18 protein-coding genes are annotated in these 18,731 nt (G+C 71.4%); 9 read left to right on the top strand and 9 right to left on the bottom strand.

Features of this window, described 5'->3' with window-relative positions; all coding sequences use genetic code 11:
* Nucleotides 1–76: 76 nt before the first annotated feature.
* Both OG444_RS06855 and OG444_RS06860 read right to left on the bottom strand, forming a co-directional pair.
* Nucleotides 77–1,027: an NAD-dependent epimerase/dehydratase family protein gene (locus OG444_RS06855; protein WP_327261287.1), complete on the bottom strand. Its 951-nt coding sequence runs from the start codon at nt 1,025–1,027 to the stop codon at nt 77–79.
* On the bottom strand, nt 1,024–1,725 hold the full coding sequence (locus OG444_RS06860) for a ScbR family autoregulator-binding transcription factor (RefSeq protein ID WP_327261288.1): 702 nt from the start codon (nt 1,723–1,725) through the stop codon (nt 1,024–1,026). Before OG444_RS06860 ends, OG444_RS06855 begins: the two co-directional genes overlap by 4 nt.
* A gap of 106 nt (nt 1,726–1,831) precedes the next feature.
* Between OG444_RS06860 and OG444_RS06865 the strand changes: the two genes are divergently transcribed.
* Nucleotides 1,832–2,839, top strand: a complete 1,008-nt coding sequence (locus OG444_RS06865; RefSeq protein WP_327261289.1) for a ScbA/BarX family gamma-butyrolactone biosynthesis protein — start codon at nt 1,832–1,834, stop codon at nt 2,837–2,839.
* Nucleotides 2,840–3,020: 181 nt separating this feature from the next.
* Here OG444_RS06865 and OG444_RS06870 read toward each other — a convergent pair whose 3' ends face one another.
* Together OG444_RS06870 and OG444_RS06875 are read right to left on the bottom strand one after the other, a co-directional pair.
* Nucleotides 3,021–3,395 (bottom strand): zinc ribbon domain-containing protein YjdM, encoded by a 375-nt coding sequence (locus OG444_RS06870; RefSeq protein WP_327261290.1) that lies wholly within the window; start codon nt 3,393–3,395, stop codon nt 3,021–3,023.
* 23 nt (nt 3,396–3,418) lie between these two features.
* Nucleotides 3,419–4,096: a TetR/AcrR family transcriptional regulator gene (locus OG444_RS06875; protein ID WP_327261291.1), complete on the bottom strand. Its 678-nt coding sequence runs from the start codon at nt 4,094–4,096 to the stop codon at nt 3,419–3,421.
* A gap of 64 nt (nt 4,097–4,160) precedes the next feature.
* On the opposite strand from OG444_RS06875, the gene OG444_RS06880 reads away from it, so the two are divergent.
* A complete protein-coding gene (locus OG444_RS06880; protein ID WP_327261292.1) occupies nt 4,161–5,684 on the top strand; it encodes a monooxygenase in 1,524 nt (507 codons plus the stop codon).
* Between the two features lie 116 nt (nt 5,685–5,800).
* On the opposite strand, the gene OG444_RS06885 is transcribed toward OG444_RS06880, so the two are convergent.
* The gene (locus tag OG444_RS06885) at nt 5,801–6,646 is read right to left on the bottom strand and encodes a helix-turn-helix transcriptional regulator (protein WP_327261293.1); all 846 of its coding nucleotides are present in this window, start codon (nt 6,644–6,646) and stop codon (nt 5,801–5,803) included.
* Nucleotides 6,647–6,867: 221 nt separating this feature from the next.
* On the opposite strand from OG444_RS06885, the gene OG444_RS06890 reads away from it, so the two are divergent.
* The 4 genes from OG444_RS06890 (at nt 6,868) to OG444_RS06905 (ending at nt 11,443) form a co-directional block, all read left to right on the top strand.
* Complete coding sequence (locus tag OG444_RS06890; protein ID WP_327261294.1) at nt 6,868–8,088, top strand: serine hydrolase domain-containing protein; 1,221 nt, start codon at nt 6,868–6,870, stop codon at nt 8,086–8,088.
* Entirely contained in the window at nt 8,042–8,359 is a 318-nt protein-coding gene (locus tag OG444_RS06895; RefSeq protein ID WP_327261295.1) for a hypothetical protein, read from the top strand. Before OG444_RS06890 ends, OG444_RS06895 begins: the two co-directional genes overlap by 47 nt.
* A gap of 336 nt (nt 8,360–8,695) precedes the next feature.
* Nucleotides 8,696–10,687, top strand: a complete 1,992-nt coding sequence (locus tag OG444_RS06900) for a galactose-binding domain-containing protein (protein ID WP_442810741.1) — start codon at nt 8,696–8,698, stop codon at nt 10,685–10,687.
* Between the two features lie 150 nt (nt 10,688–10,837).
* Entirely contained in the window at nt 10,838–11,443 is a 606-nt protein-coding gene (locus tag OG444_RS06905; RefSeq protein ID WP_327261297.1) for a TetR/AcrR family transcriptional regulator, read from the top strand.
* Nucleotides 11,444–11,552: 109 nt separating this feature from the next.
* On the opposite strand, the gene OG444_RS06910 is transcribed toward OG444_RS06905, so the two are convergent.
* Nucleotides 11,553–13,277 carry an FAD-dependent oxidoreductase gene (locus OG444_RS06910; RefSeq protein WP_327261298.1) on the bottom strand — a complete coding sequence of 575 codons (1,725 nt, stop codon included), beginning with the start codon at nt 13,275–13,277 and terminating at the stop codon, nt 11,553–11,555.
* Between the two features lie 147 nt (nt 13,278–13,424).
* On the opposite strand from OG444_RS06910, the gene OG444_RS06915 reads away from it, so the two are divergent.
* Together OG444_RS06915 and OG444_RS06920 are read left to right on the top strand one after the other, a co-directional pair.
* The gene (locus OG444_RS06915) at nt 13,425–14,591 is read left to right on the top strand and encodes a SchA/CurD-like domain-containing protein (protein ID WP_327261299.1); all 1,167 of its coding nucleotides are present in this window, start codon (nt 13,425–13,427) and stop codon (nt 14,589–14,591) included.
* A gap of 13 nt (nt 14,592–14,604) precedes the next feature.
* Nucleotides 14,605–14,856: an acyl carrier protein gene (locus OG444_RS06920; RefSeq protein WP_314251526.1), complete on the top strand. Its 252-nt coding sequence runs from the start codon at nt 14,605–14,607 to the stop codon at nt 14,854–14,856.
* 116 nt (nt 14,857–14,972) lie between these two features.
* On the opposite strand, the gene OG444_RS06925 is transcribed toward OG444_RS06920, so the two are convergent.
* The 3 genes from OG444_RS06925 to OG444_RS06935 form a co-directional block, all read right to left on the bottom strand.
* Nucleotides 14,973–16,031 (bottom strand): methyltransferase, encoded by a 1,059-nt coding sequence (locus OG444_RS06925; protein WP_327261300.1) that lies wholly within the window; start codon nt 16,029–16,031, stop codon nt 14,973–14,975.
* Nucleotides 16,032–16,066: 35 nt separating this feature from the next.
* Nucleotides 16,067–17,230: a right-handed parallel beta-helix repeat-containing protein gene (locus tag OG444_RS06930; protein ID WP_327261301.1), complete on the bottom strand. Its 1,164-nt coding sequence runs from the start codon at nt 17,228–17,230 to the stop codon at nt 16,067–16,069.
* Nucleotides 17,231–17,427: 197 nt separating this feature from the next.
* The gene (locus OG444_RS06935; protein ID WP_442810742.1) at nt 17,428–17,973 is read right to left on the bottom strand and encodes a DM13 domain-containing protein; all 546 of its coding nucleotides are present in this window, start codon (nt 17,971–17,973) and stop codon (nt 17,428–17,430) included.
* A gap of 266 nt (nt 17,974–18,239) precedes the next feature.
* Between OG444_RS06935 and OG444_RS06940 the strand changes: the two genes are divergently transcribed.
* Nucleotides 18,240–18,602 (top strand): hypothetical protein, encoded by a 363-nt coding sequence (locus OG444_RS06940; protein ID WP_327261302.1) that lies wholly within the window; start codon nt 18,240–18,242, stop codon nt 18,600–18,602.
* Nucleotides 18,603–18,731: the final 129 nt, after the last annotated feature.

The raw sequence follows: 18,731 nt of genomic DNA on the forward strand, positions 1-18,731 counted from the left end.
CTTCGGACGCTACCTGCCGCCCGGCCCGGCGCGGCCCGTCCACGCCCCATCCCGCTGAGGCTTTGGCAGATAGCCGTCACCCCGGGGCGACCCCGCCCCGCTCCCTGTACCACTGCGCCGCCGGGCCGAGCCGGCTCAGCGGACCGGGCCCGGGTGCGGTCCCGGCGAGTTCCCATGCCGCGTCGGCGCGGTACCAGTGGTCCCGGGCCAGCAGCGTGAACTGACGTTCGCTCACCCATCCCGGGGTCGCGGCCAGGGCGTCCAGGCATCTGAGCCACGACCAGTCGGTCGCGGGCCGCGCCGGCAGTATGCGGTGCCCGGCCAGGGCTTCCATCAGGTCCCGGTTGCGCACCGGCTCCGGGTGGTGGGCGTGCAGGACGCCGCCGGCATCGGCCGCGGCGCCGAGCGCGAACGCCGCGATGAGCCGCGCCAGGTCGTCGACATCGACGAAGGAGGCCATCCCCTCCCCGCCGCCCCACCGGGCCGGCACCCGCCGGAAGGCGTCGACCAGGGCCGGCACCGCCCACCGGTCGCCCTTTCCCAGTACCAACCCCGCACGCAGGACCAGTCCCCCCGCTTCGAGCACCGGCGCCTCCCCCGCCAGCCGGGCGGCGCTGGCCGCCGACACCGGGGCGGGTGTCAGCGCGCCGATGTCCTGCCCCCGGTGCGGTCCCGGCCCGTAGACGGCGCAGGTCGACAGATGGACGATCCGTCCCGCCCCGGCCCGCCGGGCCTCTGCCACCAGGGCCGCGATTCCGGCGGAGTTGACGGCGGCGCACCGGCCGGCGTCCGGCCCGACGTAGGAGGCCAGCGACAGCAGGACGTCCGCGCCGTCGCAGATGCCATGGAGGGAGCGCCCGTCGGCGAGGTCCGCGTCCACCCAGCGCGCGCCGTACGCGGCCGCGGGGGGCGGCGTACGGGACACCGCGCGCACTTGGGCCTGCGGGTCCTGCGCGGCCAGTCGGCGCAGTACGGCCGACCCCACGAATCCCGTCGCGCCGGTGACGACGATGCGACGGGTGCTCAAGCCCGCTTCCCCGAAGCCGGCTTCGGCTCGGACTCCGGCTCCGGCTCCGGCTCCGGCTTCGCCTTCGGTGCGGCCGGTGGGAGCGTCAGGCGCAGGCCGCCGCGAACGGCGTCGGCCGCCACCGCCGGCAGCAGGTAGCGCCACAGCGAGGCGATCCGCTGCGGCAGATCGGCCCGGCCGGTGGAGGCCTGGGAGAAGAGCTGCGCCCCGGTGAAGGAGCTGACCAGCACCCAGGCCAGTTCGTGGTCGTCGACGTCCGGCTGGAGCTCTCCCTTGGCACGGGCGAAGCGCAGCTGCTGGCGGAACTCCAGGACCCAGGCCTGGTAGGCGACGTCGTCGCGCAGACCGAACTCACCCTGCTCCACGGCCAGTCGTACGCCGGCCCGGAGCACCGGATTGTGCTGGAGCTGCTCGGCGAGGTAGAGCGTGATGTCCACCAGGTGCTGCAGGCCGTCCTCGCCGGCGGGGAACTCCAGGCCGTCTCCCTGGCCGACCATGACGGCGTAGGCGAGTTCCTCCTTGGAGCTGAAGTGGAAGTACATCCCGCCCTGCGTGACGTCCGCCCGCTTCATGATCTTGCTGATGCTGGCTCCGCTGAAGCCGAACTCGTCGAAGACCTCGGCCGCGGCACGCAGGATCGTTGCTTTGGTCTGAACTGCCCTGAGTTGCGGGGCCCGTTGTTGCTTTCGTTCTGACATGAGCACCTAACTAATCTCGACAAAAAAAACGAACATCCTTTATTTTAGGACCTGCGCCGAACAAGCACCAGCCATGTCCGACGTCCAGGGGGGCTCAACCATGACCATGTCTACTGATCACTCCGCCTCACCCGTCGCAGCGCTCAGCAGCGCCTTACCGCGGGAGTACGTACACAAGAGCGCACACTCGGAAGTCCTGCTCACCGGGTGGCGCACCGTCGCGCCGGACGAGTACGTCGTCACCGCCCAATGGCCCCGCACCCACAGCTTCTACACACCGGACGGGGGCCACCACGACCCCCTGCTCCTCGCCGAATCCGTCCGCCAGGCCATCCCGCTCCTGAGCCACGTCGCGTACGACGTGCCCTTCGGTCACCGCCAGATCTGGGACACCTTCAGCTACTCGACCAACGCCGAGGCACTCACCGTCGGCGCGACCCCGGCCGACATCTCACTGCACATCCGCTGCTCCGGCATCTCGCGCCGCGGCCGCAGACTCGCGGGTCTCACCATGCACGTGACCGCGACGCGCGACGGACAGTTCCTCGGCACCGCCGAAGCCGGCTTCACCAACCAGCCGGAGGCCGTCTACCAGCGCCTGCGCGGCGGGAACGCGGACCTCGACGAGGTCGCCGCCCGCACCATCCCGCTCCCGCCGCCGCTCACGCCCCGCCGCGTGGGCCGCGACCGCTTCCACGACGTGGTCCTCTCCCCCACCAGCTCCACCCGGCGCGCCCAGCTCCGCGCCGATGTCACCCACCCGATCCTTTTCGACCACCCCGTCGACCACGCCCCCGGCATGCTGCTCCTGGAAGCCGTGCGCCAGGCCGCGTACCGTTCCGCGTTCCCGCGACGGGGAGTCCTGACCGACATGGAGATTCGCTTCTTCCGCTACGCGGAGCTGACCTCGGCCTGCTGGATCGAGACGCTCCCGACCGTCGGCCGGGCAACCGATCCGGACCGTCACCGCCATCCCGTGAGCGTTGTCGCCCGCCAGAACGGCGAGGAAGTCTTCACCGCGACGGCGACCATCACCGCCACGGCGGCCACCACCGGCGCGGCGGCCACCACCGGCACGGCGCCCGCGCCCCTGCGGGTCTACGCCACGCCCTGACCGTCCGCCTGTACCCACCCGCATGCCGCCCGCAGGGGAGGGCCGTTCGGTGAGGTCCTCGGCCCCTGAGCGCGCCGGCTCATGAGCCGCCCCTCCCGAACGGCCCGGCCCCGGCCGCCGGCAGGAACGACGAAGGCGCCTGATCGGGACGTGCCCGACAGGCGCCTTCACCCTGCGCGGGTCAGACCTTCCTGACCACGCTGGACTTCAGCTGCATCGGGCCGAACCCCTCGATCCTGCAGTCGATGTCGTGGCCGTCGACACCCTCCACCAGGCGGATGTTGCGCACCTTGGTGCCCGCCTTGATGCCGCTCGGGCTGCCCTTGACCTTCAGGCCCTTGACGACCGTCACGGTGTCGCCGTCGGCCAGCACATTGCCGACCGAGTCCTTGATCACCCGCTCCTCGGCCCCGTCGCCGGACTCACCGGACCGGCCGGGCTCACCCTCGGCGGGCGGCCACTCGTGCCCACACTCGGGACAGACCAGGAGCGCCCCCATCTCGTAGGTGTACGCGCCCGCGCATTCGGGACAGGGAGGCAAGGGGTTCTCAGTCACCCCGTCAGTATATTTCAGGGGCATCACCGCAGGTCGGCGCCCGTTCCGTGCAGGGCCCGCAGCCCCTGCAGGAGCAGGGACAGGCCGAATTCGAAGTGGGCCGCGTAGTCGGTGCCGGTGAGCGTGGGCAGTACGGCCGCGAGCTGCGGGTACCGCTCCGGGTCGGCGGCCAGCCGCAGGCGCCGCGGATCCGCCGCCGCGTCACCCGGTGACGACTGGAGCGCGGCCTGCTCCTCCAGCGTGTGGCCGATGGTGAAGTGGACCACCGCCATGAGCGTGCGCGCCGCGCTCTCCCCGCCGAAGCCGCCCGTGCGCAGCACCCCGATCACCGCTTCGGCGAACCCGAGGGTGTGCGGCCCGGTCGCGTGCGTGCCCGCGTAGACCCGTGCGCCGTCCCGGCGGGCGAGCAGCGCCGTACGCATGGCCCGGGCGAGGGCGGCCAGCTGCTCGCTCCAGTCGCCGTCGGTCCGCGTCGCCGCAAGGCCCTCCAGCATGCGTTCCGCCATGGCTGTCAGCAGGTCGTCCTTGGTGGCGAAGTACCGGTACAGCGCCCCGGCCTGCACCTCCATCGCATCGGCCAGGCGGCGCATCGTCAGCGCGTCGAGGCCGACTTCGTCCAGCAGGTCCAGGGCCGTGCCGACCGTCCGGGTGCGGTCGAGGCGGGCCGGGCGGCCCCGGGCGGGGGTTGACGGGGAACTCATGGCCCTCACTATAGTGAACAGCGTTCACGTGAACACTGTTCACTAATTGTGGGAGGCGTCATCGATGGATACCGATGTGATCGTCGTGGGCGCGGGCCCGACCGGGCTGATGCTCGCCTGCGAGCTGGCCCTGGCGGGCGTGCGGACCCGGGTCTTCGAGCGGCGCGCCGAGCCCCAGCAGGACTCCCGGGCGCTGACCCTGCATCCGCGCACCCTGGAACTGATGGACCTGCGCGGGCTCGCCCCCCGCTTCCTCCGCCTCGGCCGGACCCTGTCCGGCTGGCACTTCGCCGCCCTCGACACCCCGCTGGACTTCGCCGCGCTCGACAGCCGCCACGCGCACACTCTCTTCCTGGCCCAGGCCCGCACCGAGGAGCTGCTGGCGGAGCGGGCACACGAACTGGGGGTGGAGATACACCGCGGGCACGCGCTCACCGCCCTGCGGGCGGACGAGGACGTGGTCGAGGCGGAGGTTCGCGGTCCGGACGGGGCCCCGCGGACCCTTCGCGCCACGTACCTGGTGGGCTGCGACGGCGGGCGCAGCTTCGTACGGCGGGCCGCCGGAATCGACTTCCCGGGCACGGAAGAGACCCTGACCGGGGTACTCGGCGACTTCGCCGCGGTCGCGGCCGATCCCGTGGCGCTCGCGGCCGCGCGCGACGCGGGCGTACTCGTCGTTCCGCTGGAGGGCAGCCTCACCCGTTTCGTGTACGTCGATCCGGAACGGATGCGGACGCCGTCGTCGGTGCCGGTCACCCTGGAGGAGTTCCGTGCGGCGCTCGTCCGGATCTGCGGCTCTGACCTCGGGGTCGACGGACCCCGCTGGCTCTCGCGCTTCGGCAACGCCACCCGGCTGGCGGCCGCCTACCGCTCCGGCCGCGTACTGCTGGCCGGCGACGCCGCCCACATCCACTTCCCCGCTGCGGGTCAGGGCCTCAACACCGGGCTCCAGGACGCCATGAACCTCGGCTGGAAGCTGGCCGCAGAAGTACGCGGCTGGGCTCCGCCCCGTCTCCTCGACACCTACCACGCCGAGCGCCACCCCGTCGGCCGGTCCGTCACCGAGAACACCGAGGTGCAGACGCTGCTCGCGGAACTGCCGCTCGTGGCCCGGTACCGGCGGCCGGCTGCCGCGCTGCGCGGGCTCTTCGAGGACCTGCTGCGCATCCCCGAGGTCAACCGCCGGATCGCCGGCCAGGTCTCCGCGCTCGGCACGGCCTACCCGGCCACCGACCCCGACGCCGATCCGCCGGCCGGCCGCAGGATGCCCGACATCGGTCTGAGCGCTGCCGGTTCGGAGGCGACACGGGTCTACGAGCTGTTGCACCGGGGCGGCTTCGTCCTGCTGCGTCTCGCCGGGGTGCGGGACCCGCACGTGGAGCCGTACGAGTCCCCCGCCCGTCATCCGTACCTCAGCTGCGTCAGCGCCCGCGCGGCCGAGGACCACCCGGAGCTCGACGGGGTGCGCGAGGTCCTGATCCGTCCCGACGGGCACGTCGCCTGGGCCACGCGCAGCGACGACGCCGGCCGGCGTGCCATCGACCGCGCCACGGCACTGACCGCCTGGATGTCACCCCCCGCGGCCTGACCCCGCACACGTCAGCGGTCCCTGCGCCACAGGGGCCCCTGTGGCGGTGGTCGAATGACGCGGCTCTCCGGACGACGGTAGGACAACTGCACGGCATACCAGCGCTCGTGCTCGGCTCACCCTTCGGCGCAAGCCGATCGGCGGGCCGCGGCGGTCGGCGTGCCGGCGAGGAGGGTGAGGGCGCGGGCGCTCGGGGTGTCCGGTTCGGCGTGGTAGACCACCAGTTGCTGGCCCGGCGCACCGCGCACGTCGAAGGACTGGAAGGTGAGCGAGAGCCGGCCGACGTCGGGGTGGTCGAGTTCCTTGGCCTCGTAGGTCTTGCCCCGGACGGTGTGCGCGGACCAGAGCGCGGTGAAGTCGGCGCTTGCAGCGACGAGTTCGCGGACCAGGGCGCGCAGTCGCGGGTAGTGCGGGTCGAGGCCCGTCGCGTGGCGCAGCCCGGCCACCACCGCCTCGGCCGCGCGGTCCGGGTGGACGAAGAACCTTCGGGCCGCGGGGTCGAGGAAGGTCATCCGGGCGAGGTTGTCCCGCCGCGCGAACGGCGCGAAGAGCGCGTCGGCCATCGCGTTGGCGGCCAGCAGATCGGTGGCCGGGTTGAGGACGAACGCCGGGGTGTTCGTGTACCCGTCCAGCAGTTGCCTCAGCGCGGGCCCGACCGCCTCCCGCGGCTGCGGCCGGTCACCGCCCGGTGCGGTACCCGCCAGCCTGAACAGGTGTTCCCGCGCAGCTCGGTCCATCCGCAGGGCGGCACTGAGCGCGTCGAGGACCTGCGAGGAGGGGCCGCGCTCGCGCCCCTGTTCCAGTCGGGCGTAGTAGTCGCTGTTCACTCCGGCCAGAACGGCGACCTCCTCGCGGCGCAGCCCTGCCACGCGGCGGCGGCCGTAGGAGGCGAGCCCCACGTCGCCGGGCCGCAGGTGTGCGCGCCGGGCACGCAGGAAGTCTCCGAGATCGCTGCTGGTCACACCTTCAGGTTAGGAGGCGGCTCCGGGTGGCGGAACTGCCCTTGCTTTTTGGCGCGTTCCCGCTCCTCCGGTGCCCGCCCGAGCTGATGATCTTGCGTAGGCTCGTGAGCGACCGACCTGACCCGCTCGCCACCGACCCGGCCGGCTCGCCACCGACCTGGCCCGGTCGGCACCGGACGACCGGATTCCGCCCCCACCGGAGGAGCATCGTGCCCCTGCCCATGAACCGACGCCTGACCCTCGGCGCAGCCCTGCTGGCGGTGACGGCCGCCGTGGCTCCGGCGACCACCGCCCACGCCGCCCCGGTCACCCAGGCCCCCGCCCCGGCCACCACCCCCGACCTCGAGGCGCTGACGCAGGCGCTGCGGAACACCACCGCCGCCGGAGCCCCCGGCGCCATGGCCCGCTTCAGCGGCCCCGGCGGGGTCAGCGTCCGGACGGAGGGAGTGCGCGACAAGGTCACCGGCTCGGCGATGGACCCGCAGGCCCGGTTCCGGATCGGCAGCGTCAGCAAGACGTTCACCTCCGTCGTCCTGCTGCAGCTGGTGGACGAGGGCCGGATCGACCTGGACACCTCCGTCAACCAGTACCTGCCCGGACTGCTGCCCGACGACCGGATCACCGTCCGTCATCTGCTGAGTCACCGCAGCGGGCTGGCGGACTACACCAACGCCATGTTCGAGCACACCGTGCCGGGCTTCGAGTCCGTGCGCAACAAGGTGTTCAGCTACCAGGAGCTGGTGAACCTCTCGCTCCGCGAACCGCGGACGAACGAGCCCGGAGCCACGTACCGGTACTCGAACACCAACTTCGTCGTGGTCGGCATGCTCATCGAGAAGGCCACCGGCAACGGCGTCGCCCAGGAGTACGAGCGACGCATCATCAAGCCGCTGAAGCTGCGCAACACCTCCTACGTGCACCCCGGCACGCAGATCAAGGGTCTGCACGCACGCGGCTACCTTCACCCCGACGAGGCCGGCGCGCCGTTGGTCGACTCCACCGAGCAGACCGTGTCGTGGGCCCAGTCCGCAGGCGCGGTGATCTCCAACCCCGCCGATCTGAACACCTTCACCTCCGCGCTGCTCCGCGGTCGGCTGCTGCCCGCGCGCATGCTGGACGCCATGCTCACGGTGACTCCGACCGACACCACGAACACCCGGTTCTACGGACTCGGCCTGCGCCGCTACGACCTGTCGTGCGGCACTTCGGTCTACGGGCACACGGGCACCGTGCAGGGCTTCTACACCTACGCGTTCTCCACCCGCGACGGCCGCCGCAGCCTCTCCGCGATGGCGAACACCTCGAACAAGGGGGAGGCGAACACGGCCCTCGGCGGGACCCTGGAAGCCGCGTTCTGCGGGAAGCCGGCCGCGAAGACCACGGCGCGCGGATTCGGTGTCGCCCCTGCCGAGATGGACCTGCTCGAGCACAACGCGCGCTGATCCCCTGCCCGCCCCCGGCCCTTCCCGCCGAATCGACAGCGGGAAGGGCCCCGTCGAGGCGGCGAGCGCCTGCCTCCGGGACGCCGCCGGCCTGCTCGGGCTCGAGCGGCCGCAGCTGAACGACCTGCGGGCGCGAGCCCGGTCCACGGCTCCCGAGCCCACGGACGTCGAGTACCGGCTCGAGGACGACAAGCGGCTCTTCCACGCGGCGACCGCCACCTACGCCCGGACCTTCCTCGGCGTGCCGACCTTCCGGCCGGAGTCCGGCTGACCGCGGCGGCCCCGCCGCACACCCGCACGCACCGGCACGGTCACACCGGCGCACGGCCGCACGGCCGCACAGCCACACCGGCAACTGACGATTCATCAGGTCAAGCGTCCCGGACTATTGACTCCGTCGACGGCAGTCGAGATTCTCGTCCCACCGTTTGTGCGGTCCATGACAAGCCACGCCTGTGGCCGTGACGCGTCGTGCCCTCGAACGGATCCGGCTCCCCGACCGTGCCATCCGGCTGACCTTAAGACGTGAGTGATGACCATTTCTCGACAAACGCACCACAGGCGTAGGCCCCTGGCGGTCCTGTCATTGCTCCTCGCCGTGGTGGCCATGGTGCTCGGCCCCGTCCCCAGTTCCGCCGCCGACCCCGGCTGGTGGAACCCGGTGGCGCGCCCGGCACCCGACTCCGACATCAACGTCACGGGCGAGCCCTTCAAGGGAACCGACGCCCAGGGACGGGTCCGGGGCTTCGTCGACGCGCACGACCACCTGATGTCCAACGAGGGCTTCGGCGGCCGCCTCATCTGCGGCAAGCCGTTCTCCGAGGCGGGGGTCGCCGACGCGCTCAAGGACTGCCCCGAGCACTACCCCGACGGCACGCTGGCCATCTTCGACTTCATCACCAAGGGCGGAGACGGCAAGCACGACCCGAACGGCTGGCCGACCTTCAAGGACTGGCCCGCCCACGACTCGCTGACCCACCAGCAGAACTACTACGCCTGGGTCGAACGGGCCTGGCGCGGCGGCCAGCGCGTGCTCGTGAACGACCTCGTCACCAACGGCGTCATCTGCTCGGTCTACTTCTTCAAGGACCGCGGCTGCGACGAGATGACCGCCATCCGGCTCGAGGCGCAGAAGACGTACGACATGCAGGCCTACATCGACAAGATGTACGGCGGCCCCGGTAAGGGCTGGTTCCGGATCGTCACCGACTCCGCGCAGGCCCGCGACGTGATCCAGCAGGGCAAACTGGCCGTGATCCTCGGGGTCGAGACCTCCGAGCCCTTCGGCTGCAAGCAGATCCTGGACGTCGCGCAGTGCAGCAAGGCGGACATCGACCGCGGCCTGGACGAGCTGCACCGCCTCGGGGTGCGCAGCATGTTCCTGTGCCACAAGTTCGACAACGCCCTGTGCGGGGTGCGCTTCGACCAGGGCGCTCTCGGCACCGCCATCAACGTGGGCCAGTTCCTGTCGACCGGGACCTTCTGGAAGACGGAGAAGTGCACCGGCCCGCAGCACGACAACCCCATCGGCCTGGCGGCGGCGCCCTCGGCGCAGAAGGAACTCCCCGCCGGCGTCACGGTCCCGAACTACGCCGCCGACGCCCAGTGCAATACGCGCGGGCTCACAGAACTCGGTGAGTACGCGGTGCGCGGCATGATGAAACGCAAGATGATGCTCGAGGTCGACCACATGAGCGTGAAGGCCGCGGGACGCTCCTTCGACATCCTGGAGTCCGAGTCGTACCCGGGTGTGATCTCCTCGCACGGCTGGATGGACCTGGACTGGACCGAGCGGGTCTACAAGCTCGGCGGCTTCATCACCGCGTACATGAGCGGCGCCGAGGGCTTCAGCGCCGAGGCGAAGCGGACGGACGCGCTGCGCGACAAGTACAACGTCGGATACGGCTACGGCACCGACATGAACGGCGTCGGCGGCTGGCCCGGCCCGCGGGGGGCAGACACCCCGAACCCGGTGCGCTACCCCTTCCGCAGCACCGACGGCGGCTCCGTCATCGACAAGCAGACCACCGGTTCGCGCACATGGGACCTCAACACCGACGGCGCCTCGCACTACGGGCTGGTCCCCGACTGGATCGAGGACATCCGCCTCGTCGGCGGCCAGGGCGTGGTGGACGACCTCTTCAAGGGTGCTGAGTCCTACCTGACCACCTGGGGGAACTCCGAGAAGCACAAGTCCGGGGTGAACCTCGCCGCGGGCTCCTCGGCCTCGGCGTCGAGCGCGGAGTGGTGGAACCCCTTCGTGAACTTCTCCGCGGGCCGCGCCGTGGACGGGGACGCGGGCTCCCGCTGGGCGAGCGAGTGGAACGACAGCCAGTGGCTGCGCATCGACCTCGGGTCCGCGAACCGGGTGGGGCGCATCACCCTCGACTGGGAGGCCGCGTACGCGAAGGCCTACCGCATCGAGGTCTCGACCGACGACACGAACTGGCGGACCGTCTGGTCCACGACCGCGAGTGACGGCGGTCTGGACACGACCCGCTTCTCCGGGGTGTCGGCACGCTACGTCCGTATCCAGGGGCTCCAGCGCGCGACCCAGTGGGGGTACTCGCTCCACGAGGTCGGCGTCTACAGCAGCTGATACCGCTGAGCGGAAGTCCACGGGCCGGGGCCGGCCGGATCTGCTGATCCGGCCGGCCCCGGCCGCCTTCCCGGGCCACCTCACCACGCACCACGCACCACGCATCACCGCACACCGCACACCGCACAGCACGAACCGAAGGGAACGCCCATGGCACGGATGCCGTCGGCCGAGCGACGCCGGCAGCTGACCGAGGCCGCGATCCGCGCCATGACCCGCGACGGTGTCGCCGGGACGACGACCAGGTCGATCTCCGCCGAGGCGGGCGTGTCCCTGAGCGTCTTCCACTACTGCTTCGACTCCAAGCAGGCCCTGCTCGAATCCGTCATCGCGGCGATCACCGATCACAGCGTCACGCTGGTGCTGGAGGCGATCCAGCCGAAGGCCACCCTCAGGGAGACCGTCCGGGCGGGCTTCCAAGCGTACTGGGACCATGTGTCCGCGCACCCGGGCGAACACATGCTCACCTACGAACTCACCCAGTACGCCCTGCGCCGCCCGGGCTTCGAGCACCTGGCACGACGGCAGTACGAGCGGTACTGCGACACCTACACCGAGCTGATCGAACAGCTCCGGGACCACATGGCCTTCGAACTCCGCGTGCCCGTGCGCGTGCTGGCCCGCTATCTGGCCGCCATGACCGACGGACTGACGCTGAACCACCTCGTCCTCGGGGACGACAGGATCGCGGCAGACATCATCGACATGATCACCGACCACGTCGCCGGCCTCGTCGCCGGGGATGGCACTGCGTAGTCCGGAGCGCGCTTCCCCGGCGCCGCCGCGTGGATCTCCCCGCGCGTGCACGGCCGGAGGGCGCCGCCGCGTGGGGAGATCCACGCGGCGGCGCCCTCCGGCCGTTGCGTCAGGCCCGGTCCAGCAGGGTGGTCAGGACCTCGTGGAGCACCGCCCCGGGGTCCGCCACCGCCTGCGGTGAGCGCCAGGCCACGAAGCCGTCCGGGCGGACGAGGATCGCGCCCTCCGGGGTCGTGCCGTGCACCTCGGTCCAGTCGGCGCCGTTCGCGGGGATCAGGTCGGCCTCCGGCCCGGCGCCGATCGCGTACGCGGCCAGGGGCACGCCCAGTTGTTCCGCGACGGACCGTGCCGCGGCCCGCCACGGGGTGCCCTCGGAGCTGAGCAGGACGAAGGAGCGCTCGTAGAGGTCCACGGTGGAGATCGGTTCCGGCTCCCCCGGCCCGCAGAGCCACATGTGCGGTGCGCGGCTGCCCGGGTCGCCGCAGAGCCGCATCCGTTCGGGTACGGCGGGCTGCTCCGGGTCGGTACCCAGGACCGCGCCCCGGGCGTAGCGGTAGCCCATGGCCACGGAGAGGACCCCGCCCTGCCGGCCGGCGCCGCCGCGCGGGGCGGCCTCGGCGGCCCCTGCCTCGGACGGGGCCTCGGGCTCGGACAGCGGCAGCGGCGCCGGAATCGCCTCGGGAATGATTTCCGGGTCCGGCTCGTATCCCGGGTGGCTGTGCTCCGCAGAACGGGCCGAGGCGCGCTCGCTCGTCGCCCGGGCCACCGGAAGCCGCTCGGCTTCGTAGGTCTGCAGCAGCCCCGGCCCGGCCGTGCCGTCCAGCACCGCGGCGAGCTTCCATGCGAGGTTGTGGGCGTCCTGGATGCCGGTGTTCGAGCCGAACGCCCCGGTCGGGGACATCTCGTGGGCGGAGTCGCCGGCCAGGAAGACCCGGCCGGCCGCGTACTTCTCCGCGACGCGCTCGGCGGCGTGCCACGGGGCCTTCCCGGTGATCTCGACGTCCAGGTCGGGAGAGCCGACGGCCCGGCGGATGTGCTCGATGCATCGCTCGTCGGTGAAGTCCTCCAGCGTCTCGCCCCGGTCGGGGTGCCAGGGCGCGTGGAAGACCCACCGCTCGCTGTTGTCGACCGGCAGCAGGGCCCCGTCGGCGTCGGGCTTGGTCAGGTAGCACACGATGAAGCGCCGGTCGCCGACCACGTGGGCCAGCATCCGGGACCGGAACGTGATGCTCACGTTGTGGAACAGGTCGCCGGAGCCGCTCTGGCCGATCCGGAGCTCCTCGCGCACGGGGCTGCGCGGCCCGTCGGCCGCGACGAGATAGTCCGCGCGCACCGTGCTGTGCTCCCCGGTGTCCCGGTTCTTCACGATCGCGGTGACCCCGCCCGGGTCCTGGGCGAAGGAGAGGAGTTCGGTGGAGAAGCGCAGGTCGGCCCCGAGGGAGGGGGTCACGGACATCAGGACCGGCTCGATGTCGTTCTGGCTGCACAGGCACCATGACGACGGGCTGAAGCGCGCGAGCGCCCCGCCCGGGTCGATTTCCTCGAAGAGCCACTCCTGATCGTCACCGGTCAGCGAGCCGCCCTGCAGGATGCCGTGGTTGTCCGCCAGGACCGCGGCGGCCTCTCGGATCCGGTCCTCGACACGGGCGACCCGGAAGAGCTCCATCGTCCGTACGTTGATACCGCGTCCGCGTGGGTGCATCGAGGTACCCGCGTGCTTCTCGACCACCATGTGTCTGATGCCATGCCGGCCGAGGAAGAGCGAGGTGCACAGACCCACCAGCGAGCCGCCCACGATGAGGACCGGGACGTGGTGGTCGACGTTTTCCTTCATGGCTCTTCCATGCCCTGTACGAGGCCGTTTCCCTCGCCCGTTCACCCGCTTGGTTCTCCCCTCTCGCGCCGCACGGCTCAAGCGACAACGATCGGGTCGGGTGGCGCCGCCCCGTGGCGACCGTGTGGTCTCGAAGGAGTGTGAACGATGACAACCTTGTCGGAACGGATATCCCAGTCCGCCTTCGACGGCTCGAGGCTTCGGGTCGTGCTGCTGCTGGATCTGTACGACGGTGCGCAGAATCAGTTCCTGGAGGTGTACGAACATCTCCGCAAGCAGGTGTCCTCCGTCCCCGGACACATCAGCGACGAGTTGTGCCAGTCGATCGAGAATCCGTCGCAGTGGCTCATCACCAGTGAATGGGAGAGCGCACCGCGGTTCTTGGCCTGGGTCAACAGCGAGGAGCACGTCGCCTCGGTGCAGCCGCTCCACGGCTGCGTACGGGACACCCGCTCGCTGCGTTTCAGTGTGCTGCGGGAGACCGGCAAGGGTCCGGGTCCCGCCCCCTCCTTCTCCGGCCCGTTCTCGGCCGCCACCTCCCCGGACGCCGCGGGCCAGGCCCGGGGCAGTCTTCAGGTGGCTCCGCGGCGCGGGGACGGCGTGGTCCGCCACGCGCTCACCTTCACCGTGAAACCGGGCAGCGAGCCGGTGGTGGCGGAGCTGCTGGCCGGGTACGCGTCCCCGCAGGCCCAGGTCGACGAGGGCACCCGGCTGCGCCGCACCTCGCTGTTCATGCACGGCAACCGTGTCGTCCGGGCGGTCGAGGTCGAGGGCGACCTCCTCGCGGCCCTGCGCCACGTGGCCCGGCAGCCCGAGGTGCGGGCCCTGGAGGAGGCCATCAACCCGTATCTGGAGCAGGACCGGGACCTCAGCGATCCCGGATCGGCCCGGGTGTTCTTCACCCGGGCGGCCCTCCCGGCGGTGCACCACGTGGCGGCGGGCGGCCGCGAGAGCCCCGACGTCCGGCGGCACGCGCTCTTCTACCCCGCGAAGGACGGGTGCGGCATGGCGCTCGCCCGGCTGCTCGCCGGGCAGGACGAGGCGGCCGTGGACGACCCGACGAGCCCCATCGAGGGCAGCACCGTCTTCCAGCGCGACGACATCGTCGTCCGGCTCCTCGATCTGCGCGGCCCGCTCGACGCGCGGCCCGCGCTGGCCCTCGGCGTCGAGGGCGGCCACAAGGCGGCCGTGCTCGCCCGGCTGCTCGACAGCGCCAAGGACGGCGTCCCCACCACCGACCAGGAGATCGCACGCTTCCTCGCGCGCTCTGAAATGCGCCTGATCACCGACCGGCGAACGCCGGCCCAAGCCTGAGGAGTTGTCCGACATGACCGCTCGACTGACCATGGAAGAACTGGCCGCTCTCATGAAGAAGGGGGCCGGCGTCACCGTCGACCCCGCGGCCATGGCGAGCCGCCCCGACTCGGGCTTCGACGAGTGGGGGCTGGACTCCCTGGGGCTCCTCGGCATCGTCGGTGAGCTGGAGAACCGGCACAGCAAGCCCCTCCCCGCCGACGCGGACCGGTGCAAGTCGCCGCGTGAGTTCCTCGACCTCGTCAACAACGCCCTGGCGGCCTGAAGCCGGCTCCCGGGCGCGTCACGCGCGCCCCGGACACGCCCTCGAGACCGGCTCCGTGCCGGTCTCGAGGCGTGTGCGGGCCGACTGCCCCGCCGGCCGTCCTATGCCGGACGGCATCACGCGGGCACGGTGCACTCGAACGCGTGCAGGTACGCGTTGACCGGCCGGATCTCGCCGATAACCAGTCCGGCGTCCTCCATGCGGGAGCAGAGGCTGGCCTTGGTGTGCTTGGCGCCGCCGACGTTGAGCAGCAGCAACAGGTCCATGGCAGTGGTGAACTTCATCGACGGGGTGTCGTCGACCAGGTTCTCGATGATCACGACCCTGGATCCGGGGCGGGCCGCCTCGACGACGTTCCGCAGGGTCCTGCGGGTGCTGTCGTCGTCCCACTCCAGGATGTTCTTGATGATGTACATGTCGGCGTCGACCGGGATGGCCTCACGGCAGTCCCCGGGAACGATCTCGGCCCGCGCGGCGAGCTCGCCGCCCTCCCGCAGCCGGGGGTCGGCGGTGGCCGCCACGCCCGGCAGGTCGAGCAGGGCGCCCCGCAGCATCGGGTGCTTCTCCAGCAGGCTCGCCAGTACGTGCCCCTGGCCGCCGCCGATGTCCGCGACCACCGAGATCCCGGTGAGGTCGAGGAGCTCCGCGACGTCCAGCGCCGACTGCATGCTGGAGGTGGTCATGGCCCGGTTGAACACGTGGGCCGACTCGTGCGCGTCCTGGTGCAGGTAGTCGAAGAACCCCTTGCCGTACAGCTCCTGGAAGACGCTGCCGCCGGACCGGACGGCGTCGTCGAGCCGCGGCCAGGCCTGCCAGGTCCAGGGCTCCGTGCACCACAGGGCGATGTAGCGCAGGCTGTGCGGGTCGTCCTCGCGCAGCAGGCGCGACATCTCCGTGTGGACGAACTTCCCGTCCTCGGTCTCCGCGAAGATCCCGTAGCAGGACAGGGCCCGGAGCAGCCGTTGCAGGGGCAGCGGCTCGGCGTTGACCGCCGCCGCGAGTTCGGCCGCGGTGGCGGGGGACTCCCCGAGGGCGTCGGCCACCGTGAGCCGGGCCGCCGCGCGCACCGCGGCGGCGCAGGCGGCGCCGAAGACGAGCTCCCGCATGCGCATGGCCGGCTGGGGGGTGTGCTGGGGGGCGGGGATCGGGGTGGGGGTGGGACTTACCGTGGTCATGCGGCCTCGATTCTGCTGATCAGGGGGATCACGCGTCAGCACATCCCGGCCGGCACGGAGGACCCGCACCGGTTGTTGACGAACCGGTTGCCCGTGCCTGTGCCCTGGTTGGCCAGGTCGGCCGGCTTGTTGTCCCGCACCACGTTGTCCCGGATCACGTTGTCGGTGTTCGTCGCGCCCACGAAGCTCTTGAACAACAGGATGCCGCCCGACAGCGGGGAGGCTCCGACGTTGCCGCGGATGGAGTTCGAACGGACGACCGTCTCTTCCGCCCCGGTGAGGACGATGCCGACGCCCTGGATGTCGGGGAGGCGGCTGTTGCCCTTGCAGAACTTGTTGTTCTCGTGGATCCGGTTGCCTCGGATGGTCATGTCCCCGGCGCCGGGCTCGCCTTCGTCGCCGACGACGAAGATGCCGCCGCAGTTGCCGGTGACGCTGTTGCCGTAGACCGCGAGATTCCTCACCCGCCGGACCGTGACGCCGATGCGGTTGCCGGTCAGCGTGTTCCTGCGGACCACGGCGCCCAGGGTGTCGGTGGCACCGCCCTCCCGGTCGACGGTGTTGGCGATGAACAGGCCCGACTCGGCGTTGTCGCGGGCGACGTTGTCGCGGAAGAGCCCTCGGGTGGACCTCTCCTGGGCAATGCCCCAGGTGCCGTTGTTCTCGGCGGTGACCCGCTGGACGCTCAGCCGGTCGGTGTAGGAGGCCCATACGCCGTTCCGCTTGAAGCCCGAGACCGTCAGCGACCGGATGTCCACGCCGACGACGGGCTGCTCCGCCGTTCCCATGACGCAGATGCCGGTGTCGGCCTGGGAGCAGGCGAGCGCCCGGCCGGACGCCCCCGGTGCCACCGGCGCCCCCGAAGCGCCGGGGGCCGGCGCCACGGGCGTGCCCGGTGCAGTCGGCGTGGTCGGCCTGGCCGGCGTGGTCGGCGTGACAGCCGTGACCGGCGGCTTGATCACCGTCCCGGCACCCCACCCCCGCAGGGTCAGCCTCTTGGTGATCAGCACGTTCTCGTAGTAGGTGCCGGGCATCACGGTGATGATGTCGCCCGGCCTGGCGGAGTTCACCGCGTCCTGGATCGAGTCGCCCGGGTGCACTCGGCGTCCGGCCGCGGACGCGGACGGCGCGAGCACGCCGAGACCTGCGGCCATGACGACTGCGATGCACGTGAGGGACTTGATTTGTCGGTTCGTCACGATCCCGAAGTTATGGGCCATGACGACCTCTCGCCACACCCCGTGAGCGGATGGATACATCCCGTGGGCAAACGGCCGTATTTTGACGTCCGGAGGAGTGGATAGTCGTACTCCGGGCGACGGCCGAACGGGGGTGACGCCCGATCAGCTCCGGCCCTACGGCGTGTCGCCCGGCCCGCGGCGGGCCCGGCGGCCGGTCACACCGCGGCGAGAACCGCCGCTCCGAAGGAGACGTCGAAGCGGTCGCACCAGATGGTGACGCTGGAGAAATCGGCCACGTTCACGCTCGCGGGGACCTGGTAGTTCTGGTCCCCCTTGTTGCCCTTGAGCTTGCCGAGGCTGACGTACTTGCCGTCGTCGAAGACGCGCCAGCCCGCCACACCCTCCTTCACCGGGGCGTCGGTCAGCCAGACCCTCAGATCCGGGCCGTTGCTGGTGTCCAGGTTCGACAGGCGCAGGGTGTGGGACCCGTCGGGGAGCCGGATGAGCTCCGCCTCGCCGGTGGTGCTGTGCTCGTGGCTGATGAGCGCGCCGCGGGCGACGGTCACCGGAGCGGCCGGGGCGCCACCGGGTGCGGCCGCGGGAGCGCCGGAGACGGTCGGCAGGGCGGCGGCCGGCAGCGCCTCGCGCACGGTCTCGTCCTGCCACAGCTTCCACGGCTGCAGCCAGTACAGCCCCGCCGCCAGCACCACCGTCACCGCGATCGCCACCGCGGCCCACAACCGTCCGCGCCGCCTCGTCACTGTCACCGTCACTGCCGATCCCTCTTCCTCACCTGGTCCGTCGTTACGGATTCAACGCGGCCGGGCCGCCCTGCGCCAGGCCCGCTCCCATGACGAAAGTCTTACGTCCGCCGAACAGGGCCGTTGCCCCCTGCTCCGTGTCCGGGCTGGTGGCAGGGGGTTTCCCGGGCGGCGGGGCGATGGGCAACGGGCAACCCGTCGACCCCGGTGCGGGGCCGGGGCAGGCTGAAGCCGTCAGCACGAGGCAAGCACCCCAAGGGGACATCATGCGCAAGATCTTCCGCGGCGCCGCCGCGCTCGCCACCTCCGTCGTCGCCGTGATCGCGCTCAGCGGCACGGCCTCGGCCGCACCGGCGGACGCTTGGGCGGGCTGCCCGGACGGGGCGGTCTGCATCTACCCTCAGAACCAGAACCCCGCCGTCAAGCCGACGCACGTCTTCTACGCCTACGGGGCCCACAACCTGAGCAACCAGTTCGGGAACCACTGGGTCCTCAACAATCAGTACGGCGGTGCGACCGCAAATCTGTGCACGGGCTCCGGAGGCCGGGGCTGCGGCGGCAACATCGCTGCCAAGACCGGGGTCTACGCCGACCTCACGCCCATCAACTCGATCCGGCTCAACCCCTAGCGGCCCCCCTGCCACAGGAGCGCGCGGAGCCTTCGGACCGATGGCACCACGCGCTCGTGTGCTGGTCATATCGGCCTGAAGGTGCGGCCGTCGGACCCACCCCCGCTGTACCCTGGGCGCTGCCGTACC

This window comes from Streptomyces sp. NBC_01232 (assembly GCF_035989885.1).
In the GTDB taxonomy this organism is placed as follows: domain Bacteria; phylum Actinomycetota; class Actinomycetes; order Streptomycetales; family Streptomycetaceae; genus Streptomyces.

Coding starts and splice junctions, on each gene's coding strand:
- OG444_RS06910 (WP_327261298.1), bottom strand. CDS start 13,277: ATGAAGGAAAACGTCGACCACCACGTCCCGGTCCTCATCGTGGGCGGC.
- OG444_RS06905 (WP_327261297.1), top strand. CDS start 10,838: ATGGCACGGATGCCGTCGGCCGAGCGACGCCGGCAGCTGACCGAGGCC.
- OG444_RS06940 (WP_327261302.1), top strand. CDS start 18,240: ATGCGCAAGATCTTCCGCGGCGCCGCCGCGCTCGCCACCTCCGTCGTC.
- OG444_RS06890 (WP_327261294.1), top strand. CDS start 6,868: ATGAACCGACGCCTGACCCTCGGCGCAGCCCTGCTGGCGGTGACGGCC.
- OG444_RS06900 (WP_442810741.1), top strand. CDS start 8,696: ATGGTGCTCGGCCCCGTCCCCAGTTCCGCCGCCGACCCCGGCTGGTGG.
- OG444_RS06875 (WP_327261291.1), bottom strand. CDS start 4,096: ATGAGTTCCCCGTCAACCCCCGCCCGGGGCCGCCCGGCCCGCCTCGAC.
- OG444_RS06860 (WP_327261288.1), bottom strand. CDS start 1,725: ATGTCAGAACGAAAGCAACAACGGGCCCCGCAACTCAGGGCAGTTCAG.
- OG444_RS06865 (WP_327261289.1), top strand. CDS start 1,832: ATGTCTACTGATCACTCCGCCTCACCCGTCGCAGCGCTCAGCAGCGCC.
- OG444_RS06925 (WP_327261300.1), bottom strand. CDS start 16,031: ATGACCACGGTAAGTCCCACCCCCACCCCGATCCCCGCCCCCCAGCAC.
- OG444_RS06920 (WP_314251526.1), top strand. CDS start 14,605: ATGACCGCTCGACTGACCATGGAAGAACTGGCCGCTCTCATGAAGAAG.
- OG444_RS06880 (WP_327261292.1), top strand. CDS start 4,161: ATGGATACCGATGTGATCGTCGTGGGCGCGGGCCCGACCGGGCTGATG.
- OG444_RS06915 (WP_327261299.1), top strand. CDS start 13,425: ATGACAACCTTGTCGGAACGGATATCCCAGTCCGCCTTCGACGGCTCG.